The organism is Lentzea sp. JNUCC 0626, assembly GCF_043632865.1.
Taxonomy (GTDB): domain Bacteria; phylum Actinomycetota; class Actinomycetes; order Mycobacteriales; family Pseudonocardiaceae; genus Lentzea.
Map to the genome: position 1 here is coordinate 3,043,271 of NZ_CP171635.1, position 26,562 is coordinate 3,069,832.

Genomic DNA, 26,562 nt, shown 5'->3' on the forward strand with positions numbered 1-26,562 from the left:
TGCTGTGTCACAGCTGAGCCGTGATCAGGGCGTTGAAATGGGAGACCTGGGCGTAGACACCCGGATAACGGGCGTCAGCGCAGAAATACCCCCAGGACGTGACCCCGATCAGCTTGCCGCCGGCCACCATCGGACCGCCCGAGTCGCCCTGGCAGGTGTCGGTGCCGCCGTTCGGATAGCCCGCGCAGACGCTGTCCTCCTGGACGAGAACCTCGTCCGGGGAGTACTTCGCCGCGCACTCCGCGTCGCTGACCACCGGGACAGTCGCCTTGAGCAGGTACCGCGATGCCGGGCCACCGGAACGGATGCGGCCCCAGCCGAGGACGGTCGTCTGCGTTCCCGCGTTGTACAGCGCTGCATCGGCAGTGGTCGCCAGGGGCAGGTAGGGACCCGCGAGGTTCCTGTCCAGGGTGAGCACGGAGACGTCGTCTCCGGTCTCGACCCTGCGGAAGGACGGGTGCTGCCAGAACCTGACCACCCTGGCCACCACGCCGGCGCTGCTGTTCTTGTCCTCGCGCCCCCAGACCACCCGCAGGCTCGAGGCGGTGCGGAACTCGGTGCAATGCGCGGCCGTGACGACCTTGTTCGCCGCCACCAGCGTTCCGCCGCAGACATCTCCTCCCGCAGCGTTCTCGATCTTCACGGTCCACTTGTAGTCGTTGATGTTGGCCCGTGTGCCGTTCACGATCGGCGGGGCGGCTTGAGACGAGGGCACGGACACAGTCGCCATGGCGCCCAGCACGAACGTCAACGCGGTGATGCTCACTCGGGCGACACGGCGCAGGGTAGCCGTCATAGCACTCCTCCTCGTGGGAGCGAACAAACGAACAACCCCACTAGGCGAGCACGATCAAGGCGCGCGACGGCAATCCCGAGTTTCCATCGTCTTCGCCGATGACCCGACGGTGATAGCCAAAACCGATAGCACGGCAGATTCTCCTTGCCCACCGGCATTTCATGCCTGAAAACTCGGCGGGGGAACTCCTCGCCGAGCTCTCGGCGGCACGCGTGTCCGATCCCTGTGAGACGAAGGACGAGCGATGAGGAAGAACATCTCGCTGTGCTGCTCGACCGCTTTGGCCATCGTCTGCACGGCAGCACTCCTCTCTCCCACCGCGACCGCGGCACAGCGGGGAGAAGTCCTCGGAGAGGGCGGCGCGGACTCCGTCCAGAACAGCTACATCGTGGTGTTCAAGGACCTCGCGACCCAGCCGTCCGCGATCAGAGAACGCGCTGAAAGCCTCGCGAGTCGGTACGAGGGCGTGGTCGAGCACATCTACCGGGTTGCTGTGAAAGGCTTCTCGGCGACCATGTCGCCCGTTCAGGCCAAGCGGCTCGCCGCGGACTCGTCGGTGTCGTACGTCGAGCAGAACAGGGTCGTCCGCGGAACGCAGGCCGACCAGATCAACCCGCCATGGGGACTCGACCGCGTCGACCAGGCCGACCTGCCGCTGAACAACAGGTACTCCTCCAGCACCGAGGCCTCGAACGTCACCGCGTACGTCATCGACACCGGCATCAACTACGACCACGCGGACTTCGGCGGTCGCGCGTCACCCGGCTTCGACGCCTTCTCCGACGGGCGCAACGGCAGGGACTGCCAAGGACACGGTACGCACGTCGCCGGCACCATCGGCGGCACGCGGTTCGGCGTCGCCAAGGGCGTGAGGCTCAAGGCCGTGCGGGTCTTCGACTGCCAGTCCAACAGCAGTCTCGCCGCGCTGGTCGCCGGATTCGACTGGGTGACCGCGAACGCCGTCCGCCCGGCCGTCGCGAACGCGAGCCTCCACACCGGCCGGCCGAACGACCCCAGTCGTGCCGTCGACGACGCGGTCCGCGCCTCGATCCGCGCCGGCATCACCTACGTGGTCTCGGCGAGCAACACCGCCGACGACTCGTGCAGGTACTCACCGCCCCGCGTCACCGAGATGATCAACGTCGCCGCTACGACCCGCACCGACGCGCGGCGCCGGTCCTCCAGCTACGGCAGGTGCGTGGATCTGTTCGCGCCCGGTGAGGACATCATCTCGGCGTCCCACTCCAGCAACACCGGGACGCAGCTCGCCAGCGGAACGTCGATGGCGGCACCGCACGTCGCCGGCGCGGTCGCGCTTCACCTCTCCGCGAACCCCGCCGCGACGCCGGCCGCGGTGCACAACGCCATCGTGGCCTCGGCCACGCCGAACAAGGTCACCGATCCCGGTGCCGGAACGCCCAACCGGCTTCTGCGCACCCGCTGAACCCCGGCAGGGGAATGAAACCTCGTGCCGGGCCGCTTGGGAGGCCCGGCACGAGGTCGTAAGCGACCTACGCACTTCTCATCCACGAGCGCCCACGACCTCGGCGATCCGCCGCAGACACGTCGCGGCGTCCTCGTTGAGCCCGTCCAGAGTCGTGGCCATCACGACTGAGGAGAACGTGTCCACCACGATCTGTGTCTCCTCGCTCAGGGCCTGGGAGATGGCGACCAGGCGATCTTCCGCCGCTGCGGACAACCGGATCTGCAAGAGGCCCGTCTCGGAGTTCAGCACGACCGCCACGTCTCCCGTAGGGTCGGTCACGTGATCGAGGTCGACGCAGAGACCCACGTGAGCGGGATCCACCCGGTGCGCCAACCACGCCACGGCACTGGTCACAGTGCCGAGCACACACCCTGACTCGGGACTGAACACGAGACGTACCGGACGCTCCAACTCCGTCAACGCCTTGGTCACGTTCTCGATCGCGACTTCGGCGAGAACGTCGTGCAACGCCGACCATCGTGTGTGCTTCGCCAGCGGAAGCGTGGACACGCAACCGTGCGGCGCGTCATCGGACAACAGATCAGACAGCACGACGGCGCAGTTCCTGGTGTACAGCTCCCTGCGCGGATCAGTCCAATCAGGACTGTGTACGCCGGAACCGCCGCGAGGCATGTCGCCGTACGAGTACGCGTTCAGCGCCCAGACGCCAATGCACCGGGAGTTCAACTCTGACCTCAGCCTCCTACGCACGGACGGACTCGTGGCAAGCGCCCACGCGAACGCGGCGGGAAGCCACAGCTCGATCCGCAGCACATCGGCGCGCTGCTTCTTGCGCAATCCCACCTCATAGCGGTCCAGATGCCGCAACAGGTCCTTGACGTCCTGCGCCGGATGAACGTCCACGCGGTGCAGAATCACCGTTCCCCCAACAGATCGAGGTGTCAGGCGGCCGACGAGGTCACCGCGCGGCTTACCAGCTCCGAGTGCAACGCGAGAGCCACACCCGCAACGTCCGACTGGCCGCGCCACGCCAAAACCAGTCGGCGCGACAACGGTTCTCCCGCCAGCGCGACCAGTCTGAGCCCCCTGTCCAGCACGTCTTCTCTCCCAGGTAGCACGAGGGTGATGCCGTGGTCACGTGCGACGATCACCTGTGCGTTGTGGCTATCGGCCACCTGGTGGGCGATCCGCGGCCGGAACCCCGCCCGAGCGCAAGCACGCGCCAAGAACTCACCGAAGCCTGCGACCTCGTGCACGGGCAGTACCCAGCGCTCCTCCGCCAGCTCGGCAAGATCCACCTCGGGCACGTGCGCCAGCCGATGACTGGCCCCGACCCCCAAGTAGAACGGCTCCGCCACCAGAGACCGGGTGACGACTCCCTCAGGTGGGTCGTGCGTGTCCTCCGCGAACATCCACAACAGCGCGACGTCGAGGTTGCCGGCGGCGAGCAACGCGAGCAGCTCCGCGTTGCCGCGGATCGTGCGGCTGGTGAGCTCCCTGGTCGGCATCAGCGTGACGAGCACGTCGATCAGTTCCGACATCTGTCCACAAGGCACAGACCCGATGCGGACCGGGGCGCTGGGACGCGAGGCCTCCGTCGACCTGATCGTGACGGGCATCTCCGCCAGCTCTCGCAGCACCAGCCGAGCCGAGCGAACGAACGTCTCCCCGGCCTGGGTCAGCAACATTCCGCCCGCGTGGCGCACGAACAACGGCTCGCCCACGGCTCCCTCGATGCGGCGCAGCTGCGTGGTCACCGCGGGCTGGGTGAGCTTGAGCCGCGCCGCGGCCCGGCGCAGACTGCCTTCCTCCGCTGCGGCGACTACCAGTTCCAGGTGCCGGCGATCGAGCTTCACCCCTGTCCCGCCAACCAGTCCTGGGCGTCACTCAGCCACCGTTCGGCCACAGCGACGTGCGCGAGCGCCCGCGCCGACGCGAGTTCCTCATCACGACGGACGAGCGCCGCGACGATTTCACGATGATCGTCCGCGACCGCGTTCTCACCGTGAGGCTTCCACACGCTGCGGAACAGCCGCAGTCCGCGCAACGACTCACCCGCCTCGGCGTGCGTTCTAGCCAGAAACCTGTTGTCCGCGAACTCCACGACGCACCTGTGAAAGTCGTGATCAAGCCGTGCCCGCGCCTCCGGGAGCTTCGCTGCTTCGTAAGCGCCACAGAGGCGATCCAGCCGCCGCAGGCCGAGCTTGGTAATCCGACCGGCCGCGAAGGCGGTGGCGGCGGGTTCGACCACACGCCAGGCCTGCAACGCTTCCCTGATCTTCGACGGATCGCGCTGGAGAGAGTCGAACAGCGAATGCAGGTCGAAGAGGCCCGCGTTCCCCGTTTCACCAAGAAGCACGCGCAACCTCGTCACCAGTTCCGAGGTCACGAACGGCCACTGCCCCTCCGGGTCACGAGCACCAACGGAGAGGTAGGACCGTGGGCCCGCCGGCGCGCGGAAAGACCGGATGACGTGTGCACGTCCTGCACGTTAGAACGGGACGCCACACCGTCGAATGGGACAGTCCCCTGACAAACCTGGACTATTCGGCTGCCGGATCCTCCTGGCACCACGGACGCGGTGCGCAACTCCGGCAATTCGCCCGACTCCAGCCGGTCGTCGGTAGCGCGACCCCAACCGGACTCGGACCATCGTTGATGGTCGTGCCGTCGGCGCGACGCGATCCCACAACCCGGCCGACGCAGGCCGGCCCGCTCGCCGGCTCCCTCACCGGCTCGCACACCCGGTGGTGAAGTTGCAGGTCAGGCACCTCAGGCAGGTCGAAGCCATCCACGCCGCAGGCAGCATCACCCAGGCCGCGGCCGCACTGGGGCTGTCCCAGCCCGCGCTGTCGGGCCAGCTGCATCGCATCGAGCAGTTGGCGGGCAGACCCATCTTCACGCGAGGCAGGCACGGTACGACGCCGACCTCGTTCGGCGAGGCGGTGGTCGCGCACGCCCGCGAAGTGCTGGTCACGCTGGACGAGATGAACCATGCCATTCGCGAGTACCACAACGGTCTCACCATCCGGGTCGGCACGTACGACCTCGCGCTGGCGGGCAGGCTCGGCGACGCCATCGCGACCGCGATTCCGGAGCGAGCCGCCGAGCTGGTGGTCGAACCCCGGTGGAGCTCCCTCGTGAACGCGGTGCGGTCAGGCGAGATCGACCTGGCGCTGACCGCCGACTGTCCCGGCTACGAGTACACCCCTGACGGCTTCGACATCGCCGTCGTCGGACATGAACCGCTATTCGTATTCGCCTCGCGGGCGACCACGGGCGAGATCGCGCTCGACGACCTCGACGGCGCCACCTGGGTGCAGACGCTGGACGCTGACGAGCCCTACCTGCGCTACCTGGCGGACACGTGCACGCGGGCGGGGCTTTCGTCGCCTGCCGTCTTCACGGTGAGCAGACTGGTGATGGCGGAGATGATCCGGAGGGGAGAGAACCTGGCGATACCGCTCCAGGCCGTCGACAACGGTCAGCGCGCGCCCGGTCCGGCGGTGTCGTTACGAGGCAACCCGTTGCGGCTGCGGCACGTGCTGTTGTGGACGGACGCGGCCGTCGGCGAGCACGTGGGGGTGGTCTGCGACGCGCTTCGAGCTCATTACCGGCAGCTTGCTCAGCACTCCCCGAGAATCCCCGGCTGGTTCGACCGCAATCCCGGCTGGATCGGGTCGTGATCGCGCACCGGTTCCGGTGGGGTGACCGTCCAGCCCGGATTGGCGCTCATCCACTCGCGGTACCCCTCGGTCGACTGGACCACCTTGCGCCGCAACGAGGACAGCCCTTCCCACAGCTGCCGCACCTCTCCTTCCACCAGATCTCCCTCCACGTGGTGCACAAGGCTGGTCGTGCACCTCAGCGGGTTTCCGGTCAAGGGCCTGAACACCACTCGTGACCGGCGGCGCGCCCCCGGCGTCACGGGGGCCACGGCCGAGTCAGACGTGGCCAGTCTGGAGAAGTCGACCTGGTCGACGCGGCGGACCACCGCGTCGACACCGGCCGCTGCGCACACGCTGGTGAGATACCGCGGCATCCTGCTGCGCCGCAGGTCCATCACCAGCCAACGGGCGCCGGCGAGATCGGCCAGATCGATCTGCTGACGGCAGGCCAGCGGATGACGCTCGGACATCGCGACCAGCAGCGGTTCCACCGCCACCACAGTTCGAAGGACACCGTGCGGTAGTTCGTGCTCATGTCCCGGCAGGTCGTGGACGAACCCAGCCTCGATCTGCCGGGCCGTCACGAGTTCCAGCGGCTGTTCCACGTCGTGGACCGTGCGCACGTCGGCTTCCCTTCCCAGCACCCGAGGCACCAGGTCGAGCAGGTACGCCTTGTGAGCGAACGGGATGGCGGCGATGCGGACGACTCCAGTGGACCGTCCCTCCACCAGATCGTCCAAGCGTTGCAGGGCGAGAAGCGCCTTTCTCGCGTGCGCCGCGACGATCTCGCCCAGCGCTGTTGCCACCGCGCCTCTCGCCGAACGCCGGAACAGCGGCCCGCCAACGATTCTCTCGGCCTGCTGCATCGTTTCGGTCACTGTCGGTTGTGCCATGCGCAGTTCACGCGCCGCTGCGGTGAGCGTGCGCCGATCCGCTACCGCCTTGATGACCCGGAGGTGCCTGAACTCCAACTCCATAGGGAAACCTTATGCGCAGCTGGGATTGCACGGCTATGGGGAAAACGGCTCACCATCACCAGATGTGGCGAGTGGACGCTCAGCCGCACGCTCGATCAAGGCCTTCCCTGTCACGGCGCCCTGAATCCGCCGTGCCGCGCCCTGAAGGAGTGAACTTGTACAAACGCGCTCTCAGCACCGCCCTGACGGCGGCGGCTCTCGCCGTCACCTTCGTCCCGGCCCAGGCGACCGCCGCGGAAGCCCTGGCGACAACTCTCTACTACACCGACAGCCAGGCGGCCGAGTTCCGCTCGGTGATCCCCGCCGGCGTGGCCGCGTGGAACAACTCCGTGCGGAACGTCCGGGTGGTCCGCGCGACCGCCGGCCAACGGGTCGACATCAGGTTCGTCGCCGACCCCGGCTGGCCTCGTGCCGAACTCGGACCCGTCCGCCCAGGACGAGGCCCGCTGACCGTGTGGATGGGCCGCGCGGCGACCGCACAGGGCCACGACGCAACGCGCATCGCCTCGCACGAACTGGGTCACGTGCTCGGTCTGCCGGACATCAAGCCAGGGCCCTGCTCGTCGCTCATGTCCGGATCGACCGCCGGCACGAGCTGCACAAACCCGCTGCCCGACGCCCGCGAGAAGGCCTCGGTCGAGCGCAACTACGCGGGCACCGCCGCACCTGCGGGCATCACGATCACCGACGCGGCGTTCTGACCGCCCGACAACGGGAGATCCCTGTGAAGTCCTCCTCTCGACTCATTGCCACCGTCCTCACCGCGCTTGGCTGCGTCCTGCTCGCCGCTCCAGTCGCCGCGGCGGCTCCCCCACCGGCGCGGCAGGCCCTGGCCGTGACGATCTACTACAGCACCGGCAGCGCCGCGGAGATGGCCGACGAGGCCGACCAGGCCGCCGCGATCTGGAACGCGGGCGTGACGAACATGCGCCTGGTCAGGGGAACGGGCGGCATCAACGTCGTGACCCGCAACAGCGGACCGGCCCCCGGCGAGGCCAGCTGCATCGGCTGCACCCGCGGCACGATCTGGATGTACCGCAACCAGATCACTTCCTCCGGAGCTTCCGCGCTGCGGGTGATGGTGCACGAGTTCGGTCACATCCTGAGCCTGAACCACCCGAGCGACATCGGGAACTGCTCCAAGGTGATGGCCGGCGGCAGGTGCACGAACCCTCAGCCGAGTGCGGCGGAGTTCTCCGCGGTGCAGCGCTACTGGGCGCGCTTCCCCGCGTTCGAACCTGGCCTGGGCACCGAGTCCGGCCGTGTCCTCGACGAGGCACGAGTCCTCTCGGCCGCCTGAGCATCAACACCTGCGGTTGCCGGAGGCCCTGTTCGCCTCCGGCAACCGCGTTTCTCCACCATTTTGAGGATGCGACAGTGACGGACAACCCCGGCAACCGCCAGGTCGAGGCCATTCCTGAGATCACCGTTCTACTGGTGCAAGACGACCCTCTGGTTTCCCGAGCGGTCGCGAACGACCTGCGGCAGGCCGGCTACCGGACGCAGGTCTCGTTGTCCGGCTTGAACGCCGTGCACGCGATCAGTCATCGAAGACCCGACTTCATCGTCCTGGACCTGACCCTGCCCGACATCGACGGCGGAGAGCTGCTGCGGGTCATCAGGAAGATCAGCACTCTTCCGATCGTGATCGCGTGCGGGCCGCACGACGAGCCGAAGATCATCCAGACGCTGAACGCAGGTGCCGACGACTATCTGGTGACGCCGTTCTCCGTGGCACACCTGACCGCTCGCCTGCGGGCACTTCTGCGTCGGAACAGAAGGATCACCAACTCGCTGCCACCGCTCACGATCGGGCAGCTGAACGTGGACCGCGCACTCCGTCAGGCCACTTTGGACGGACGGCCGCTCGACCTGAACCGCAAGGAGTTCGACGTCCTGGTCTTCCTCGCGGAACGCAGCGACCGCGTGGTCAGCCGCAGAGAGATCGTCGAGGCGGTCTGGGGACATCGCCACCGCGCCAAGGACCACAGCATCTCTGTGCACATCTCCTGGCTGCGCCGCAAGCTGGGCGAGTCCGCGACCCGGCCACGCTACCTCCACACGCTGCGCGGGGTCGGAATCCGCCTGACGGAACTCCCGGCCGACGGCACCCCGGCGATCGGCGGGACGCCCACTGCGCCCAAGATCCGCTAGGCCGTGCGGCCGGTGAGCCTCCGCAGCGACTCACCGGCCGGCACCACAGCGGGAACAGAGTGCGAGCCCACGTCACTCCCTGCGATAGAGCTCGCACCCCACCCCCAGATTTCGGAATCTCAAGAGGGCTGACCGAGATTCCTTCCCTGCACCCTGGGAGAGCTACGACGACCTCTCCCCGAGGCACGCCCAGACTATCAAGTCCTCCCATGACTTCCAACCCTCTGATCGTATCTTGTGCGCATTTGTCCGCCTGTGCAGACTTGAACTCGCAATACATCCCATACCTTGCTCCTGAGAGGTAACGCCTCCCGTCCTGAGGGAGGCAGTTTTCACCTGTTCGTCCACCCCTGCATCGAAAGCTGGACGCGAATGAACAAAGTGAAGCTCTCCACCCTGTTCGCCATCACCGCCATGGTCGGTGTGGGACTTTCCACGCCGACCGCCGCGGCCTCCGACTACGACTCGGCGATGCTCACGGTGCTCGCCGCCGAGTTCGGCACCACCCCGTCCCAGGCCGCGGTCCGCCTCGACCGCGAACAGCGGCTCACGGCCGAACTCGACCGGCTGCGCGCGAAGGGCACGCAGATCGACGGCGCGTACTTCGAAGGCGAGCGGCTGATCGTGAACACGGTGGCCGTCGGCGAGGCGGCCGCGGCTGGACTCACGCCACGCAAAAGTGCTCGGGGCGAGCGGGCCCTCGTGCGGTTGTCCGACCAGGTGGTGCGGACCATCGGCGACGACAGCGCACACGTGCAGTCCGTCGGCCCGGACGTCGCCGGCGACAAGGTGGTGGTCGAGGTGACCGACGCGGCGTCCCACAGCCTCGTCACCAAGCTCTCCTCGATCGACGGCGTGACGGTCAAGCGCGGAGCGAAGCCCTTGCCCCAGGCCGATGTCGTGCCGGGCCGGATCATGGACATGGTTCCTGGAACGAACTGCAGCCTCGGGTTCAACGGCCTGCGCGGCACGCAGAAGGTCGTGCTCACCGCAGGCCACTGCGTCCGGGGCAACCCGGACATCCTCGACGCCAACGGAACCCACATCGGACGGGGCATCGCGCACCGCATGCCCGACTTCGACATGGGTCTGATGTCGGTCGACGCCGAGGACACCCAGCGGACGTATGTCGACACCCGCATGAACACCACCGTCCGCGTCACCGGCATGTCCCGCGGACCGGTCGGCAGCGCGATCTGCAAGGCGGGCAACACCACCGGCTGGACCTGCGGCACGATCACCTCGTACAACAACACGGTCTTCTACCGCGGTGAGGTGCGGCAGACCGGCGGGCTCGCCAGGGCGACCGTGTGCACCGAAGGCGGTGACAGCGGCGGTGCCTACATCTCCGGCAACACCGCGCAGGGCATGACGTCCGGCGGTCCGGTCAACGGCCCCGACTGCGGTTTCAACAGCGGCACCCGCGTCCAGAGCTACTCCTTCTACCAGCCGATCGTCGACGCGGCGAACCACTACGGCGTGCAGCTGCTGACGTCCTGATCACCAACTGACCGGAGTCCATCGCCGGCGTGGCCGTCCTTCGGCCACGCCGGCCCGTTCGTCAGGTGCGAGACCATGTCCGATCCGCACGGCTTCCCCGGTCGTCCGGCTGACCAGGAACACGCCGGTGTCGCGGTCTGGCGCTCCCAGGCGGACCTCCCCACGCACGCGCGCCGGGCACCGCAGCACCGCCCGTACCGCGACTACCCCTTGCTCACCACGGACGGCGTGGCCGCCAAGCCACATCTCGCCCCGTGGGCCGTGGTGCACATGGAGAACCCATGGGTGCGAGTCGGAGTGCTGCCGGGCGCCGGCGGTCTCGTCCACGTCGCCTGGGACCTCCTGACCGGACGTCACCTGCTCGCACCACAGCCGCTCGCCTGGACGCCACCGCCCGCCGACGTCGAAGTCGAGCAGGACGAAGACGGCGCCGTCACCACGTGGTTCTCCCGCCACGACCCGGTGAGCGGGCTCAAGCTCATGCACGGCATACGACTGAGACCCGACAACTCGGCGCTGGAGCTGCGTTCCCGCGTCTACAACGAATCCGAGTGTCCGCGTCCACTGCGCTGGGACGAGACGGACTTCGTGCACGTTCAGCCTGAGCAGGTGTCGAACACGGCGCACGTTCCACCGCCGGAGCCGTTCAGAGCGGGCGTGCTGCTCCAGCCCGGCGAAACCCTGAAGTTCTCGGCGTTCTGGTTCGGCGCCAACGGCGTCGGCCGCGTGCGGGCCGCTACGGAACACGCCGCCCTGCACGTGATGCAAGGCCGAGGACGCGTGAACATTGGACTCGTCGCCACCTCGCACCGGCAGGGCTGCGTGGTCGAAGCCTGGTCGCGGCGCGGGCAAAAGCTGGCCACGTGCGTCGTGGACGTCCTCCCCAGGGAGCCCCAGCTGCGCGCTCTCCCCGTGCCGCGCGGCGACGAACACCAGATCGGACTCGTTCGTGTCACGCACAACGGCGAAGAGCTCGTGCGCGCGAGGCTGCCCAGTCAACCGTTGCTCGCCCCGCAACCGACACCGTCTCGCACGAACGCCCCTCCTTGGCAGCTCTACGAACGAGGCGAGTTCGAGGCGGCGCAGTCCCGTCTGGACAGTCGGAAACAGGACGACGCCTACCTCCTCGGACTCGTGCACGAACGATGCGGCCGTCATCCCGAGGCCGCCGACAGCTACCGCGACGCGGTGGAGTCGGCTCGGTGGCGCGTGCCCGCCCGCTACCGGCTGGCGCGCCTCCTGGCTCTGGCCGGGCGGCACGAACACGCGCTCGTCGTCGTCACCAAGGTGCTGGCCGATGACCACGATCATCTGCAGGCGCACGCCCTGCGCGTGATCCTGAGCCGCAGGCTCGGCAGAACCGAACAGGCCGGGTCGGCGCTCGCCGAGGCCCTGCGCGTGGACCCGACCTACCGGTGGGCACGGGATCTGGCAGGGCTTCCCTGCGCGCCGGATCCGCACGCCTGCTACGACCTCGCGCACGAGTACCTGGGGACCGGCGAACACGAGGCCTCGTTGCGCCTGTTCGGTGCGGCGGCGGACAGCGACCACGAACGCGACCCGCGGCAACCGTCGGTCGCCTACCTCGCGCGCCACCGAAGAGCCCGCCTGTTCCAGGTTCTGGGCCGCTTCGACGAGTCCGCCGAGGAGATCCTCGCGGCGGACTCACGAGACTGCGTCCCGTTCCGGTTGGACGACCTCGACCTGCTCGAAGCGACGACCGAGGAGGACACGAGTGCCATGTTCCTGCGAGGGCTCTGGTATCACGGTCACGGCCGGGTCGACGACGCGATCTTCACGTGGCGGCAGACCAAGTCACTTCACTCCAGGGACGCACGACTGTGGCGGTGTCTCGGTCTGTCCTCACAGGACGATCTCCCCTACGCACGCGTCTGCTTCGACATAGCGCTCGCACTGGCGCCAGACCCCGTGCTCGTCTGGGAGAGCGACCAGCTCGACGCCCGCTCCGGTGTCCTGCCGGCCTTCAGGCTCCACGCGCTGCGCCATCGCGGCGCCGCGGTCGAGCTCACGGACGAGTTGGCGCTGGCGATGGCCGACCTGCTGCTCACCACCGGCGCGGTCGCCGAGGCCGAGGAGCTGATGAACGGGCACGAGTTCCACTCCGATGAGACGGCGGTCCTCGCGCGGACCTGGGCCCGGCTCGGCGCGCTCCAGGTCCCGACCGGGAACCTGAGGTTCCCGGCGAGATCCCTGCGGCTGCGCACCACGCCACGCGACCTGCCCGCGTTGTACTTCCGGTTGGGCAGCCGCCTGCTGGAGGCAGACTCGGGCGCGGCACGGCGTGCCTGGGCCCTGGCCGTACCCCCGGGCGAGTTCGACCGGCCGGAACAGGCCTTCTGGTCGGTCCTGGCGTTGCGCGGACTGGGCAGGCACGTCGACGCGCAGTCCATCCGGGACAGACTGCGCTCCTTCTGCGACGACCTCGCGGTGTCGACCGCCGTCACCTCGTCCGGCGAGCCGTTCCCGGACGACCCGATCGCCGCGCACGGCCGAAACGTGCTGCTGTTGCGGACCCAGCTCGATCTGCTCGACGGGCGCACCGACCTGGCCGCGGAGAAGCTCACCATGCTGCTCCAGGAAGAGCCGGCGCACGCCGACGCGATGGACCTGGCCGACTGGATGACGTCGGGCAGACCTGGATGATCCACGCGCCACGCCTGGACAGTCCGGCGGCCGTCAGCGGTAGGGTGCACGCTGATGATCGAGGAGGTGACCCGGTGGCGCTTGCGGACGACGCGATTGCGAGGATCCGTTCGCTGATCATCGAGGGCAGGCTCGCGCCCGGCGACCGGCTCCCCCACGAGCACCGCCTGGCCGAGGAGCTCGGCATCTCCCGCAACTCGACCCGTGAAGCCGTCCGCGCTCTGGAGCAGGCTCGCGTTCTCGAGGTGCGGCAGGGCTCCGGCACCTACGTGACGAGCCTGGATCCCGCACTGCTGCTGCAAGGTGTCGCGCTCGCCGTCGACCTGATGCGCGACGACACGTTGCTGGAGGTGCTGGAAGTCCGGCAGATGCTCGAACCCGTGGCCACGGCACGCGCCGTCGCCGTGATGGACGACGACAAGCTCCTCGCGATCCGCAGGGCACTCGACTCCGTCGGCCCGGACTCCTCCGTGGACGAACTGGTGGCCGCGGACATCAGGTTCCACGCCGCCGTGGCGGCGGCGACCGGCAACTCGACGCTGCGTTCGATCCTCGACGGCCTCGGGAGCCGCACGGTGCACCTCAGGATCTGGCACGGGGTCGTCTCCGCGGACGCCACCGCCCGCACGATCGCCGCGCACGAGTCGATCTACGAAGCTCTCGCGCAACGCGATCCGGCGCTGGCGCACGCCTCAGCCCTGGTTCACCTGAGAGACGCGGCGTCGTGGCTGCGCACGTCGCTCGGCGACGAGCGGGACGAACCTGAGGCACCGGCGTCCGGCCGCAAACAGGGCAGGCCTCCGGTGAGCACGGTCGCCACCACGGCCTAGGAGCCGAAAAGTCCAGGCCTGTCAGGCAGGCTGACCATTCAGCGGATCCCCCGCCGCACCTACCTTCAGTGCATGGTCAACGAGCGTCTCACGTGGGCACCGACGTCCGCAGTTCGTCACCGTCGGGACGCGTCACCCGCTGCCTGCGGTAGCCGGTCGGGCTGACGCCGTGCACGGCGTGGAACTGCCTCGCGAAGTAGAACGGGTCGGGGTACCCGACCAGCGCCGCTATCTCGGCCACGCGCCGGCTACCGGTGCTGAGCAGCTCCCGTGCTCGCGCCATGCGTTGTTGCTTCACGTAGGCCGTGACGCCCATCCCCGTCGAGGCACGGAACAACGCCGTGAAGCGGGACTCGGACAGGTTGACGAGGCGAGCGAGATCGTTGACGCGCATAGAGGTGCCGAGGTTGCGGTCGATGTGCTCCCGCGCGATGCGGCTCGGGTCGGAGCTGCGCCGCACGGGTGCGGCAAGGCCGGCGAGCAGCACCCAGCCCTGCGCGGAGGCCACCGCGAGGGACTCGGGCGACTCGACGTCCACCAGCACGCGCAGTGCCTCCTGAACCGCCGACACGCACCGGTACGGATCGTCGAGCACGACCACCCTGACGTCTGCGCCGGCGAGCAACGAGGGCACGAGCGTTCCGGCGGCGTGCAGCCACCACAACGTCCACGGCGCTCGATCATCGCTGTGGCACAGGTGGGGAACGCCCGGCGGTATCACGAACGCCTGGCCCGGCCCCACCGCGTGCGACCGGCCACCGGCCGTGATCGTGCCCGCTCCGGCCACGCACACGGCGGCGATCGCCTCGTCCGTCGAGCCGTCCGGGAGCGCCCGGTGCCGAGCTATCCGAGCCGCGTAACCCGCCTCCGTCACCAACAGACTCGCTGTCGGCTCCTGGTCCAGCGCGGATCGCACCCGCTCCTGGGGCACCGCGCGAATCGTGCGCTCGGACATCGCGGGCATTTCCTCTCTGAAGACACTTCCGACATTCAAGGTGCACCATGCGTGTTTACGCAAACATGACACTTTTTCGCGGCGTTCCCCCGCCTGACGTCGTCCGGCTGGTGACCGGCGTCTGGGCAGGCACGGGCCGGTTGGCGCACGTCGATTCGGTTGCACACCTGGATGCCGCGCTGAAGATCTGCGATCACGATGACGACCTGGTGTTCGGTCCCTTCCCCGGCCGCAAGGGAAAGCTCGTGCGAGGTGAAGGTGACCTCGCCACGGAGGGCGACCAGTTCGCCACCTCGGCGGGAATCTGCCGTGTTCTCAGCTACTCGACCACCGCCGCGCGAACGGGGAGCGCGGTGGTCCGCGTGATGTCGAGCCTCGACTACCGGTCGTTCCTCGCTGACGCGGACAGGGCGCGCGGCACCGGTGCCTTCGCCCCGTTCCTGACCGATCCCACGACCGTGCTCGGTGACCTGTGCGCACTCGGCGACGGCGACGACTGCGGCGGCGCACGCCTGGCGAGGCTGCACGTCTCAAGATCAGGCATCGTGCGCCCCACTCCGGCGGGCGCGCTCCTCGGTTCGATCGGCTTCGACCGCGCGCGCCTGACAGATGCCGCCGCCGCCCTGTCCGCGAACGGAGACGTGTGTCTCAACGGAGTGGTGCGGGCGGAGGTGATCAGCGAGGCACGCGACCGGCGACCGTGGCTCAGCCGGTATCTCACCGCGCTGCACGTGCTGAGGTTGTTGCGGGACAGGGGAACGACCGGGTGGAACGTCAGCGGGTTCGGTGCGCGACTCGCGCCGGCCGACGAGCACAGCCGCGCCGAGTTGCCTGGCGCACCGCTGCTCCTGTGGAGGGGTGACTCGTACCGGCTGTGGCCGGACGGGGCGACCAGGGCGTTGTCGCTGCGGCGCACCAATGCCGCGGTGGCGGACATCATCCTCACCTCGCCTGATCTGGGGTGCGCCCGGCATCGGGTGTCCCGGCACCTCGGCACGCCCGGAGTGAAGGCCACGCAGGCGATCGTCGAGCTGCTGACCGGCTACCCGGAGCTCACGGGCTCGCTTCGCTGGGGTGGCGGCCCGTGAACCTCGGTCCACGGGCCGCCGCCCGTCAGGACGGTCCGTAGTTGGTCAGACTGCCTCCGACGTTGACGCGGAATCCGTTGCGCGTCGCGTACCCGGCGTACGGAGTGCCGCCTTGGCGGAAGGTCCAGCCCCCGATCGTCATGTTGTCGATGGACACCTCGGTGCTGCCCGACATCAGCGTGAAGTGGACGTGCGCGACCCTGCTGATCCCTCCGCAGGGCAGCTCGTTACCGATTCGCCCGAGATAGGTTCCCTCGGACACGTAGCTGCCGTTGGCCAAGCTCGTGAGGTTGGTCATGTGGTAGTAGCGCGAGCTGTAGCCGCTGTCGTGCACCACGGTGATGAAGGCACTGGTCGCGGTGACACAGCTGCGGTAGACGCGCCCTGAAGCGGCTGCCAGCACCCGGCCGTCCCCTCCCGCGAAGTCGAGTGAGCCCCACGGCGGGCCGTTGCCGATCGGACCGTGTGGGCCTCCGATGAAGCCCCAGGCCTGGCCGCGCGGCCAGGGGAGCCCGAGACCTGTCGGAGCCAGCTGTGCGCGAGCGGCCTGACGACTCGAGGCGAACGTGGCCTTCTCACCGTCGCTGACCACGTCCGCGGGTGCCCTGGCCACCAGGTCGGTGAACTGGTCCGTCCCTTCGAGTGCGACCTGCCAGCCTCGTTTCTCCTTCGTAGCGACGAACAGAGCGGTGTCAGGAGCACCGTGTTCGCCGCGGGCCACTGGAACCGTCGTGGTTCCGAAAGCCCACGAGGCCTTCGCGGTGATGGGTTCGACCACCGGACTCCGGCCAATGACCCCTTCTCCCCCGTTGGCCTCGATCATGGCAACGCGCACCGAGACGACCAGGTCGCCGGACCCTGATGTGGCGGCCGTGGGTGAGATGAGGATCGCGGAGCACACGGCTAACGCGGACACTACGACAAGAACTCGTGATTTGTTCATACGAAGCCACCTTCGTGGACTTGCGTGCAGGGATGAGCGCCGAACACGTCCGAAGTGGACGATGAATGGTTGTGTTCGAGTGTGGGCGAGCGCCTGCCGCAGGTCCATCGATCAGGGCTATAACGGATCCCTATAGCATCCACTGGTCCGGCACAGTGGCGCCTGCCACACCTCGTGCGACGTCACAACAACCGGCGAGCACGTCACCGAATCCGCCGGATGCTGGTGCGCACCAGTGGGCCGGAGCGCTATCGGCCTTGGCGCGGTACCTCTGGCATCGTGATACCGAGCATTTCCCGTGCCTGCGCGAGAGAATCGGCGATGACCGCTGCGGCCCGCAGGAGATCCGCATCCGCGTGGTCCGCCATGAGCTGAAGCCGGTAGCGGGCCTGGTTCCTGGGAACGGCGGGGTACTCGACCGGCGAGATGATCACGCCCCGTTCCTCCGCAAGGCGCCATGCGAGCCGCGACACCGCCGGCGTACCGCTCTCCACCGGCACGATGGCGCTGACCTCGCCGCGCACGCTCAACACGTTCGCCCGCAACGCGGTGCGCGTCAGGACTGACTTCTCGCGCAGGAGCGCGCGGCGTCGTTCCCCCTCGGGCGACTGGATGATCTCGGCGCAACGCAAGGCCGCTGCGGTCTGCAGCGGGGACAACGCCGACGAGAACAGGTGGGGCCCGGCATAAGTGGCCAGGTAGGTCGCGGCCACCTCCGAACTCATCGCGACGAACCCACCGTTGGTGGCGAAGCACTTGCTGAACGACCCCATCACGATGTCGGCCGAGCCGAACATGTCCTGTTCACCGAGCTTCCCGGTGCCACCGGGACCCATCGCACCGAGATCGTGGGCGACGTCGACCAGGAGCGCCGCGTCGTAGGTGTCGCAGATGGCTCGCAGACCGCGCAGATCAGGCGAGTCCGAGTCCATGGAGAACACGCCTTCGGTCACGACCAGGATCGCGTTCTCCTCGTCCACGGCCCTGATCGCCTTCAGCCTCGCGCGGACCGAGTCGTTGTCGAGATGCCTGGCCAGACGGACGTTCGACGTGGCGGCGCGCGCCGCCGTGCTCAGGCAGTTGTGCGCCAGCACGTCGATCACGACGTGGTCGTGGCCGCGCACCAAACCGGTGATCGCCCCGTATCCCGCCGCCCATCCTGTCGGGAAGAGAACCACGTGGGACTTCCCCGTCAGCGAGGCCACGTGCTCGCAGAGCCTTCCGGACAGCGGAGTCAGCCCGGTGAGGGCAGGCGAACTGCCCGAGTGCGGCCCGTAAGTGGACAACGCCTCGGCCACCGCCCCGCGCACCGACGGCTCCCTCGAGAGTCCGAGGTAGTCCTGAGTGGACAGACAGACACCCTCGGTGCGCGTTCCCGTCGGCGACGAGCTGACCGCACCACGAGGAGAGACGTCGTTCTCCAGCGTGCGCCAGAACGGCCACACGCCGGCCTCGACCAGGTCCTTGCGCCACTCGCCGTAGGCCTCGTGGCGATCGAGCAGGCTACGACCGCGTACCGCGCTGAATCCGCCCAACGTCTTGCAGGAGGTGACCGACGCCTCGGCAGGACGCATCCTCGCCTCCACGGTTCCGCGCCGTTCACATCCCTGGAGACGGCGTCGGCGCCAGAGTAGGGGTACCAGGCGAATCCGGCTCACCAGACGAGCCAGCGGGAGCGACCTGCAGCCGGTACGCGGTGGGGCTGTGGCCGTGCATGGCGTGGAACTGACGACTGAAGTAGTGCGGATCGGTGTACCCGACCAGCGCGGCGATGTCGGTGACCAGATGGGAACTCGTCCGGAGCAGCTCTCGCGCCCGCAGCATGCGTTGCTGCTTCACGTAAGCGGTCACGCTCATGCCCGTCGTCATCCGGAACACCGCGGAGAAACGCGACTCGGACAGGTTGACCATGCGAGCCAGCTCCGTCACCTTCAGCGGCCGATCGAGGTGCGCGTCGATGTGGGCGCGGACCACCTCGCCGGGGCCTGCCCGGCCACCCGCCCGAGCAGGACGCCCCGCCAGTCCGGAGAGCAGCTCCCAACTCGACGCCGACGCCTCCACCAGCGCCGGGTGCGACTCGTCCTGTTCCAGCGTCCGCAGGACGTCGCGCATGGTCCACGCCGTGCGGTAGGGATCGTCGATCGAGACGACTTTGGGTCCTCCCTCCGGCACCACCACCGACAGCAGCGCCGCCGTCAACCTCCCGGTCACGTGCAACCACCAGATCGACCAGGGATCGCGCGGATCGCCGCGATACGACTGGGGCGTACCGGAAGGGAGCACGAACGCGGTGCCGGAGTGCAACCCGAGAGGCATGTCTCCGGCCCGCAGCACGCCACGACCGGTGACGCACACCCCGACGACCACCACGTCCGCGACCGCCGGTCGCTCCCAGCACTGTGCGCCGTCGCCCGGTACGTGACCGGCCTCGACGACCAGAAAACTCGCGGTCGGTTCACGACGGCGCGCCTCGCGCACGGCGTGCTCGCCGACCGCGACCCCCATACCACGCGATCCCAGTTGTTCGAGCAAGGAAAACCCCTTCAAAGGTCTGCAAAGGACGATCTCAGCCGCGCACCCGGTGCGCGCCTTCCGACGCGACGGTGGTCCAGCCGTCCGGCTCAGCGAACCCGTGCCTCTCGAACCCGGCGCGCACCGCGGCCAGGCATGTGCCGGCGCGGTCCTCCTCGATCAGGGCGAGGACGCTGCCACCGTTCATGCGGGCACCGAAGGCACCGGCACCGAGCAATGCGATCAAAGCGAGATCCAACTCGGGTACAGCCACCTCGCAGTCGAAGCGAAGTGACAGGTGCGAGGCGGTCATCAGGCCACCGATCGCGCGCAGCCGGCCTGCTTTCACGAGCTCGACCGCCTCGGCCACGCGCTCGTTCTCCATGACGGCGTAAGGCACACCCGGATGGCGGACTGTCACCGAAGGCCGCAGCCTGGCGTCGATCACCAGCACGCTCATCCCCAGCGACGCGGGCGTGAACGCGACGTGCTCGACGCCCGCGTCCGCCGGGTCGAGCACCAGCAGGTGGTCCCGCCGCGCGAGGAACGCCGCCGCGCGGTGCGCCGCGTCCGGCACGCCGACGAATCCGGTTTCGGCTTCACGAACCAGACTCATGAGCTCGAGACGGCTCACGGACAGGTGGGACAGCTCGGCCACGGCCAGCGCGGTCGCGCACGCCAGTGCTCCGGAAGACGCGAATCCCGCACCTGTGGGCACGTCCCCGTGGAACAGCAGGTCGAACCCTCCCACCAGATGACCGTTGCGTCGCAACGCCCACACGACGCCCGCCACGTACGCGTACCAGCGGCCCCGGTCGCCCGGGACCAGATCCGCGGCACCGATCTCCGCGATCCCCGAGTGCTGCGACGACACGATCCGCAGGTCCTCGTCGTCCCTGAGCCGGGCCGCCACCCTGACGCCTCGGGGAAGGGCGAGCTGCAGGGCGAGCCCATCACCAGGGAGTCCGCCGATCAGGTTCACCCCGCCCGGCGCGAACCACACGCCGTCGGCGTCCGTGCGGAAAAAGGCTCTGAACAGTCCGGCCGTCACCTCCGCCATTTCGTCCACATCGGACATTCGCGACCACTCCCTCCGTGCGGACAGGGCGTCACAGACGGAACTCGATCGGTCCGCACCCGTGCGTCAGGCGGAACTTCCTGATGAAGTAGCCGACGTCGGCGTGACCGGTCCGATGCGCGATCACCCCCACCGGATGCGAGGTGCTCAGCAACAGGTCTCTCGCCAAGCTCATCCTCAGCTCCGTCACGTACTCGGCGATGTCGAGCCCGGTCGCCGCGCGGAAGTCCCTGGAGAGCAGATCCGCAGGCGCCTTCGCCAACCTCGCAAGCACGTCCAGCCTCAGCGGCTGCATGAAGGTGGCCTGGAGGTACCCGACCACGCGGCCGACGGGCTCCGGGTAGACCGCGTGCTCCTCCGCGATCTCGAAGAGCCTGGAGAGCAGCAGCCAACCGCGGGCAGACGCGGCCGTCAGGTCGTCCACCGCCCAGCCCGCGTCGAGCTTCGCGACAACGCTCGCGAGTGGACCGACCACGGCCGCAGGGTCAGGTGCCACCAGCACCCGTTCACGCGACCTCGGCGCGATCAGCCGCATCATCCCGGCCGCACCGTTACCGGAGAGGTGGACCCAGAGGATCGTCCAGGGGTTCCCGTGATCGGCTCGGTGCTCGTAGGCGACCTCCGGCGGCACGACGACCACCTGTCCCAGGCCGATCGCGTGGCACCGGTCGCCGACCACCACCTCACCTTCGCCGTCGATGCACACGAGCACGAACGCGTCGGCCGAGCCCGCCGACCCCCGTCCGCTCTGCCCCGCGGCGTCTGGCCAGTACCCGGCGGCGGTGACGAGCATCGCCGCCAAGGGCGTGTGCCCGGACCGCATGGCCTCGCAGAAGACAGGCGGCAGCCGATGCTCCCGCCTCCTGGAATCCCGGCTGGACAAGTCAGTTCACCCCATCCGCGTCCACAGTGGCTTGTCGTCCTGGCGCGAAGTTGGGAGTGCCCGGCAGGTCATCGTCTGCCGGGCACCACCGTCGCGACGCTGCCTTCAGCGAGAAGCCGGCGGGGAGAAGCCGACTTACCCCAGTTGCGACGCAATGGAACCTAACGGTGACGGTGAGTGAGCCCAAGCCGTTGCGGTGACTGGTGCAGATCAGTTCCTTCCGGACGACCCGGCCGTCCGACCTCAAATCCACGTAATCGGACACTGCGTAAGCACCTGGACACATAGGGCATCCGATGGTTAGCGTGCATTCGCCCCAAATGATTACGCAAACATCCGCCGCCGACCCATTGCCGAGCACACTCATGTCATGGAAGTACCGCCGAATAGCGGACGATCTGATCGAAGCCATCGACCGCGGCGAACATCCGGTCGGCAGCACGCTGCCATCCCTGAACGACCTCATGACCCACTACGGCGTAGCCCGTCAGACCGCTCGCGCCGCCATCGGCGCACTGGTGGATCAGGGAGTCGCCGTACGACGTCAGGGCTTCGGCACGATCGTCCGGGAGAGCAAGTCCCCGGGCGAGACGAACTCGCCGCGCCCCGGCCAGGGTCCCGTCCCCCTCCAGGTGTACTGCGAGTGGGAACCCGCACCGCCCGAGACCGCCAGGCGGTTGTCCGTGTCCGCGCAGTCGACCGTCCTGCACCGGATCCACCACCTCCGCGGCGCCATCGGCACCGTCGTGCGCATCGACCACCAATGGCTGCCCCGCGGAGTCACCAAGGCGTTGCACCAGGTGGGCCGTGACCCCGCCACCGACCATCGACTCGACCTGGTCGACCTGCTGCGAGGCGCGGGCGTCGACCCGGTTGTGGCGATGGTCCACGTCGGTCTCGGCCGCGCCAGCAGAACCGACACGGACGTGCTCAGGATGAACGCTTCCGCGCTCGTGCTCACCTGCCGCTACACGCTCCATTCAAGCAGCGGACGCCCCATCGCGGCGACGACCACACTGCTCGCGGCCGAGGCCGGAGGACTGAGCTTCTCGGTTCCGGCGAGCGTGCTCACCGGCATCGTCGGTCCGCGCCAACAGTCCGGGAGACCACTGTCCGGAAAGGACATGCCCGAATGAGGAGATTCGCCATCGGGGAGAGCGACTTCCTGCTGGACGGAAACCCGTTCCAGGTGGTCTCCGGTGCGCTGCACTACTTCCGCGTCCACCCCGGACAGTGGGCGGACCGGATCGACAAGGCCCGCGGGATGGGCCTCAACACGATCGAGACCTGCGTGCCGTGGAACGCGCATGCGCCGACGCCACACGAGTTCGACTTCGCCGATGGCCTCGACCTCGGCGAGTTCCTGCGGCTCGTGCACGACGCCGGCCTGTACGCGATCGTCCGGCCCGGACCGTACATAGGCGCGGACTGGGACAACGGCGGGCTCCCGGCGTGGTTGCAGCGAGAAGACGGGATCGGTATTCGTGGCAACGAGCCTCGTTTCCTCGCGGCGGTACGTGAGTACCTGCGCCAGGTGTACTCGGTCATCGAACCGTTGCAGATCAACCGAGACGGCCCGGTGATCCTCGTCCAGCTGGAGAACGAGTACGGCGCGTTCGGCGCCGACCCGACGTACCTGCGCGCGCTGGTTGCGGCCACTCGTGCGGCGAACATCGTCGTCCCGCTGACGACCGCTGATCGCGCGACGGACGAGATGCTCGCCTCAGGCGGCCTGCCCGAGCTGCACAGGACCGCGTCGTTCGGCGCCGATGCCTTCGAGTGCCTCACGCTCCTGCGCGCACATCAGCCGACGGGGCCGCTCATGTGCGCGGAGTTCAGGTTCCACGGGGCCGATCACTGGGGCGACCGTCGTCACGTCACCCCCGTCAGCCGTGCCGCGGCCGAGCTGGAGACGATGCTCGCCTTCGGAGCGTCGGTGAACATCTCGATGTTCCACGGTGGCACGAACTTCGGCTTGATGGGCGGCGCCTCCGACCACGACCGCTACCGGTCGGCGATCACCTCCTACGACTGCGACGCGGCACTGGACGAAGCGGGACATCCGGCGACCGCGTACTACGCGTTCCGCGAGCTGATCTCGCGCTATCGCGCGGTGCCGGACGCTCCTCTCCCGGCTGCGCCTCGGACTCTGTTCCTCAGCGCGCAACTGTGCGACCCGGTTCGGCTGCTGGAAGAACCGGACAGGGTCCGCGCCACGCGTTCCCGCCACCACAGCGCGCCCGCCCTGGACGAGCTCGACGGCACGCCGCGGTTCGCTTTCCTGTCCACGAACCTGTGGGAGGAGAGCCGGCGATCCGTCCTGTCGGTCAGCGAGGTGCGCGACCACGTGTCGGTGTTCCTCGACAGCGCGCCGGTCGGCACGTTGTCCCGTGAGCTCAACCAGCGGACGCTCGGACTGCCCCACACGATCGGGAGGCTGACCTTGATGGTCGAGGACCACGGCAGGGTCAGCGGTGGCCACCGCCTCGGCGAGCCCAAGGGCGTGATCGGTGGCGTGGCCGTGAACGGCGTCATGCTGCGTGGCTGGGAAGCGCAGGCCGTCTCACTGGACCAGCCGCCGGTCGACTGGTGCGGGCCTTCGGGGTCCCCGGTTCAGGGCCCCGTCGCCGGGCCCGTCGCGCTGCACGCGACTTTCCTGCTGGACGAACCCACAGACCTCCACCTCGACGTGAACGGCTGGGGGCGCGGCGTGGCCTGGGTCAACGGCTTCTGCCTCGGCCGGTACTGGTCGCGCGGGCCCCAGTTCACCCTCTACGTGCCGCGGCCGGTGCTCCGGAGCGGACACAACGAGCTGGTGGTGGTGGAGCTCGAGGCGATGACCGACACCACCGCGTTCTTCGTCGACGGCCCATCGCTCGGGCACGATGGGACCTAGGACCGGTACGGCCTAGACTCTTCGACTGGGGCAGACCACCCCCAGATGGGAGCCGGGCTCAGTGACCGCGCGCAGGTCCGACGGAAAGACACGACGTGTCTCGATGGCGGACGTGGCCAGACTCGCCGGAGTCTCGTCCCAGACCGTCTCCCGGGTGTCCAACGGGCACCCGAGCGTCGTCGACCGGACGCGGGAACAGGTCCTCGACGCGATGACCCAGCTCGGATACCGGCCCAACGGTGCCGCGCGCGCGTTGAAGTACGGCGAGTTCCGCACTCTCGGCGTCGTTCTGCTGGAGCTGTCCACGGTCGGCAGCAGCAGGACGGTCGAGGCCATCGTCGAGCACGCCGCGAAGCACGGCTACGCGACCACGTTGTCCATGGTGTCCGCTCCCTCCGGAGCCGACGTGGCCGGCGCGTTCACGAGGGCCGGCGAGCTCGCGATCGACGCCGCGATCGTGGTCATGGAAGCGCAGCAACTGGGCGCCACCACGTTGGTTCTGCCAGCCGGGATTCCCGTCGTGTCGGTGTTCTCGGACAACCACGACCGCGACAGCATCGTCGACACCGATCAGGCTCACGGCGTCAAGGCCGCCGTCCGGCATCTGCTCGACCTCGGCCACCGCACGGTTCACCACGTCGCCGGACCGGCGGACTCGTACTCCGCGATCAAGCGCGCGGAGACCTGGCAGGCAACGCTGCGGGAGGCAGGTGCGCGGGTGCCGAGGTCGCTGCCCGGCGACTGGTCCGCGGAGTCGGGCTTCCTGGCGGGGGTGAAGCTCGCTCGGACACGTTCCTGCACGGCGGTGTTCGCCGCCAACGACCAGATGGCCCTCGGAGTGCTGCGCGCGTTCCACGAACAGGGCAAGGCCGTGCCGCGCGATGTCAGCGTGATCGGATTCGACAACGTCCCCGACTCGGGCGCGTACATCCCGCCGCTGACCACCGTGCACCACGACTTCGGCGAGGTCGGACGGCGTTGCGTCGAACGCGCGTTGAAGCTCATCGAACACCGCACGGCCGATCCCGAACGGTCGCTGGTGCCGACCCACCTGGTCGTCCGCGAGAGCACAGCACCCCCACCGGGGCGACGATCGTCCTGAGTGGACGTACCAGTCGAACTGTTCACCACGATCGTCCATGTCCACCGGGCACAAACGCTCCTAGGGTCCTTCCTCAGCGATACATCACGAGGAGCCCCAGAAGATGTCACCGTTCATGACCCGGCGCTCGTTGTTCACGCTCGCCGCCGCTTCCCTCTCCGTCGGCTGTGCCCGCGGTGAGGACCGGGTCGAGCGGCCGGAGCTCGAGGAGATCCACGTCGGCGCGCTTCCGATCGTCGACGTCGTCGGCCTCGACATCGCGGAGCAACGCGGGTACTTCGCGGCGGAAGGGCTGAGAATCCAGGTGCGGGAACTCACCACCGGCGCCGACGCGGTCCCCGACCTCGAGAGCGGGAAGCTGCAGTTCGCGGTCGGCAGCTACGTCTCCTGGTTCACCGCGCATCTCGCCCAGAAGCTCGACCTCTGCGTCGTGGCCGACTGCTACCAGGCGCAGCCGAACGTGTTCATGATCATGGGCAAGCCGGGCTCCCGCGTGCGCGGGATCGGCGACATGGAGGGCCGCAAGCTCGCGGTGAACGCGCTCGACTCGATCACGACGCTGATCGCCAGCTCCACCCTGCGCGCGGCGGGAGTCCGGCCGGCCACGGTCAAGTTCGTGACGATGCCGTTCCCGCAGATGCACGACGCACTGTCCAAGGGCGCGGTGGACGCGGCGTTGATGGCCGAGCCTTACATCACCGACAGCCAGCTCAAGAACGGCACGATCGCCCTGGCCGACGCGGCATCGGGCCCCACCAGGGACATCGCGGTGGCCGGCTGGGCCGCGAACCGCAAGTTCGTCACCGCCAACCCCCGCACCGCCAGGGCCTTCCAGCGCGCGGTCCAAAGAGGACAGATAGCAGCCACGAAGGACCGCTCGCTGGTGCAGGAGGCTGTGATGCGCCGCACCAGGGTCGACCACACCGTCGCCGACCTGATGCACCTCGGCCGCTGGCCCGACTCGCTCAACGAGATCCGGCTCGACCGCGTCGTGGGTCTGATGCGCGAGCACGGCGGGCTCGACGTCCACCTGGACACCGACACCGTGGTGCTGCGCAAGCCGGAGTAGC

At 68.5% G+C, this 26,562-nt stretch carries 24 protein-coding genes; 13 read left to right on the forward strand and 11 right to left on the reverse strand.

What is annotated here, in order from left to right:
* Positions 1 to 7 precede the first annotated feature (7 nt).
* The gene (locus JNUCC0626_RS13520; RefSeq protein ID WP_394620076.1) at positions 8 to 796 is read right to left on the reverse strand and encodes a S1 family peptidase; all 789 of its coding nucleotides are present in this window, start codon (positions 794 to 796) and stop codon (positions 8 to 10) included.
* Between the two features lie 244 nt (positions 797 to 1,040).
* Here JNUCC0626_RS13520 and JNUCC0626_RS13525 point away from each other — a divergent pair, with 244 nt between their 5' ends.
* Positions 1,041 to 2,240 (forward strand): S8 family peptidase, encoded by a 1,200-nt coding sequence (locus JNUCC0626_RS13525; RefSeq protein ID WP_394620077.1) that lies wholly within the window; start codon positions 1,041 to 1,043, stop codon positions 2,238 to 2,240.
* A gap of 78 nt (positions 2,241 to 2,318) precedes the next feature.
* Here JNUCC0626_RS13525 and JNUCC0626_RS13530 read toward each other — a convergent pair whose 3' ends face one another.
* Genes JNUCC0626_RS13530 through JNUCC0626_RS13540 form a run of 3 tightly spaced genes read right to left on the reverse strand, consistent with a single transcriptional unit; the run spans position 2,319 to position 4,632 of the window.
* Positions 2,319 to 3,146 carry a hypothetical protein gene (locus JNUCC0626_RS13530; RefSeq protein ID WP_394620078.1) on the reverse strand — a complete coding sequence of 276 codons (828 nt, stop codon included), beginning with the start codon at positions 3,144 to 3,146 and terminating at the stop codon, positions 2,319 to 2,321.
* Positions 3,147 to 3,184: 38 nt separating this feature from the next.
* Positions 3,185 to 4,099 carry a LysR family transcriptional regulator gene (locus JNUCC0626_RS13535; RefSeq protein WP_394620079.1) on the reverse strand — a complete coding sequence of 305 codons (915 nt, stop codon included), beginning with the start codon at positions 4,097 to 4,099 and terminating at the stop codon, positions 3,185 to 3,187.
* On the reverse strand, positions 4,096 to 4,632 hold the full coding sequence (locus tag JNUCC0626_RS13540) for a FadR/GntR family transcriptional regulator (protein ID WP_394620080.1): 537 nt from the start codon (positions 4,630 to 4,632) through the stop codon (positions 4,096 to 4,098). The genes JNUCC0626_RS13535 and JNUCC0626_RS13540 overlap by 4 nt, the downstream gene beginning before the upstream one ends.
* A 361-nt stretch (positions 4,633 to 4,993) precedes the next feature.
* On the opposite strand from JNUCC0626_RS13540, the gene JNUCC0626_RS13545 reads away from it, so the two are divergent.
* Positions 4,994 to 5,929 carry a LysR family transcriptional regulator gene (locus JNUCC0626_RS13545; RefSeq protein WP_394620081.1) on the forward strand — a complete coding sequence of 312 codons (936 nt, stop codon included), beginning with the start codon at positions 4,994 to 4,996 and terminating at the stop codon, positions 5,927 to 5,929.
* Here JNUCC0626_RS13545 and JNUCC0626_RS13550 read toward each other — a convergent pair.
* The gene (locus JNUCC0626_RS13550) at positions 5,869 to 6,888 is read right to left on the reverse strand and encodes a LysR family transcriptional regulator (protein ID WP_394620082.1); all 1,020 of its coding nucleotides are present in this window, start codon (positions 6,886 to 6,888) and stop codon (positions 5,869 to 5,871) included. The genes JNUCC0626_RS13545 and JNUCC0626_RS13550 overlap by 61 nt on opposite strands.
* Positions 6,889 to 7,043: 155 nt before the next feature.
* On the opposite strand from JNUCC0626_RS13550, the gene JNUCC0626_RS13555 reads away from it, so the two are divergent.
* The 6 genes from JNUCC0626_RS13555 (at position 7,044) to JNUCC0626_RS13580 (ending at position 14,036) form a co-directional block, all read left to right on the forward strand.
* The gene (locus JNUCC0626_RS13555) at positions 7,044 to 7,589 is read left to right on the forward strand and encodes a snapalysin family zinc-dependent metalloprotease (protein WP_394620083.1); all 546 of its coding nucleotides are present in this window, start codon (positions 7,044 to 7,046) and stop codon (positions 7,587 to 7,589) included.
* A gap of 23 nt (positions 7,590 to 7,612) precedes the next feature.
* Entirely contained in the window at positions 7,613 to 8,188 is a 576-nt protein-coding gene (locus JNUCC0626_RS13560) for a snapalysin family zinc-dependent metalloprotease (RefSeq protein WP_394620084.1), read from the forward strand.
* A gap of 77 nt (positions 8,189 to 8,265) precedes the next feature.
* A complete protein-coding gene (locus JNUCC0626_RS13565) occupies positions 8,266 to 9,042 on the forward strand; it encodes a response regulator transcription factor (protein WP_394620085.1) in 777 nt (258 codons plus the stop codon).
* Between the two features lie 372 nt (positions 9,043 to 9,414).
* Positions 9,415 to 10,542 carry a S1 family peptidase gene (locus JNUCC0626_RS13570; RefSeq protein WP_394620086.1) on the forward strand — a complete coding sequence of 376 codons (1,128 nt, stop codon included), beginning with the start codon at positions 9,415 to 9,417 and terminating at the stop codon, positions 10,540 to 10,542.
* Positions 10,543 to 10,617: 75 nt separating this feature from the next.
* Positions 10,618 to 13,206: a tetratricopeptide repeat protein gene (locus JNUCC0626_RS13575; RefSeq protein WP_394620087.1), complete on the forward strand. Its 2,589-nt coding sequence runs from the start codon at positions 10,618 to 10,620 to the stop codon at positions 13,204 to 13,206.
* Positions 13,207 to 13,280: 74 nt separating this feature from the next.
* Positions 13,281 to 14,036: a FadR/GntR family transcriptional regulator gene (locus JNUCC0626_RS13580; RefSeq protein ID WP_394620088.1), complete on the forward strand. Its 756-nt coding sequence runs from the start codon at positions 13,281 to 13,283 to the stop codon at positions 14,034 to 14,036.
* A gap of 88 nt (positions 14,037 to 14,124) precedes the next feature.
* Here the strand turns inward: JNUCC0626_RS13580 and JNUCC0626_RS13585 are convergent, their stop codons facing one another.
* A complete protein-coding gene (locus JNUCC0626_RS13585) occupies positions 14,125 to 14,991 on the reverse strand; it encodes an AraC family transcriptional regulator (protein ID WP_394620089.1) in 867 nt (288 codons plus the stop codon).
* Between the two features lie 47 nt (positions 14,992 to 15,038).
* Here JNUCC0626_RS13585 and mpaB point away from each other — a divergent pair, with 47 nt between their 5' ends.
* Positions 15,039 to 16,079 carry a daptide biosynthesis RiPP recognition protein gene (gene mpaB / locus JNUCC0626_RS13590; RefSeq protein WP_394620090.1) on the forward strand — a complete coding sequence of 347 codons (1,041 nt, stop codon included), beginning with the start codon at positions 15,039 to 15,041 and terminating at the stop codon, positions 16,077 to 16,079.
* Positions 16,080 to 16,104: 25 nt separating this feature from the next.
* On the opposite strand, the gene JNUCC0626_RS13595 is transcribed toward mpaB, so the two are convergent.
* The 5 genes from JNUCC0626_RS13595 to JNUCC0626_RS13615 all read right to left on the reverse strand — a co-directional run bounded on the left by JNUCC0626_RS13595 (position 16,105) and on the right by JNUCC0626_RS13615 (position 21,434).
* Positions 16,105 to 16,857, reverse strand: coding sequence for a M23 family metallopeptidase (locus JNUCC0626_RS13595; RefSeq protein ID WP_394620091.1), 753 nt, complete (start codon positions 16,855 to 16,857; stop codon positions 16,105 to 16,107).
* A gap of 413 nt (positions 16,858 to 17,270) precedes the next feature.
* A complete protein-coding gene (locus JNUCC0626_RS13600) occupies positions 17,271 to 18,596 on the reverse strand; it encodes an aminotransferase class I/II-fold pyridoxal phosphate-dependent enzyme (RefSeq protein ID WP_394620092.1) in 1,326 nt (441 codons plus the stop codon).
* A 25-nt stretch (positions 18,597 to 18,621) separates the two neighbouring features.
* A complete protein-coding gene (locus JNUCC0626_RS13605) occupies positions 18,622 to 19,527 on the reverse strand; it encodes a helix-turn-helix domain-containing protein (RefSeq protein WP_394620093.1) in 906 nt (301 codons plus the stop codon).
* 61 nt (positions 19,528 to 19,588) lie between these two features.
* On the reverse strand, positions 19,589 to 20,611 hold the full coding sequence (locus JNUCC0626_RS13610) for a galactokinase (protein WP_394620094.1): 1,023 nt from the start codon (positions 20,609 to 20,611) through the stop codon (positions 19,589 to 19,591).
* A gap of 31 nt (positions 20,612 to 20,642) precedes the next feature.
* Entirely contained in the window at positions 20,643 to 21,434 is a 792-nt protein-coding gene (locus tag JNUCC0626_RS13615; RefSeq protein WP_394620095.1) for an AraC family transcriptional regulator, read from the reverse strand.
* Positions 21,435 to 21,859: 425 nt separating this feature from the next.
* On the opposite strand from JNUCC0626_RS13615, the gene JNUCC0626_RS13620 reads away from it, so the two are divergent.
* From JNUCC0626_RS13620 to JNUCC0626_RS13635, 4 genes are all read left to right on the forward strand, one after another.
* Positions 21,860 to 22,630: a GntR family transcriptional regulator gene (locus JNUCC0626_RS13620; protein WP_394620096.1), complete on the forward strand. Its 771-nt coding sequence runs from the start codon at positions 21,860 to 21,862 to the stop codon at positions 22,628 to 22,630.
* The gene (locus tag JNUCC0626_RS13625) at positions 22,627 to 24,390 is read left to right on the forward strand and encodes a beta-galactosidase (protein WP_394620097.1); all 1,764 of its coding nucleotides are present in this window, start codon (positions 22,627 to 22,629) and stop codon (positions 24,388 to 24,390) included. Before JNUCC0626_RS13620 ends, JNUCC0626_RS13625 begins: the two co-directional genes overlap by 4 nt.
* A gap of 103 nt (positions 24,391 to 24,493) precedes the next feature.
* Positions 24,494 to 25,492, forward strand: a complete 999-nt coding sequence (locus JNUCC0626_RS13630) for a LacI family DNA-binding transcriptional regulator (RefSeq protein ID WP_394620098.1) — start codon at positions 24,494 to 24,496, stop codon at positions 25,490 to 25,492.
* 103 nt (positions 25,493 to 25,595) lie between these two features.
* Positions 25,596 to 26,561, forward strand: coding sequence for an ABC transporter substrate-binding protein (locus JNUCC0626_RS13635; RefSeq protein ID WP_394620099.1), 966 nt, complete (start codon positions 25,596 to 25,598; stop codon positions 26,559 to 26,561).
* Position 26,562: the final 1 nt, after the last annotated feature.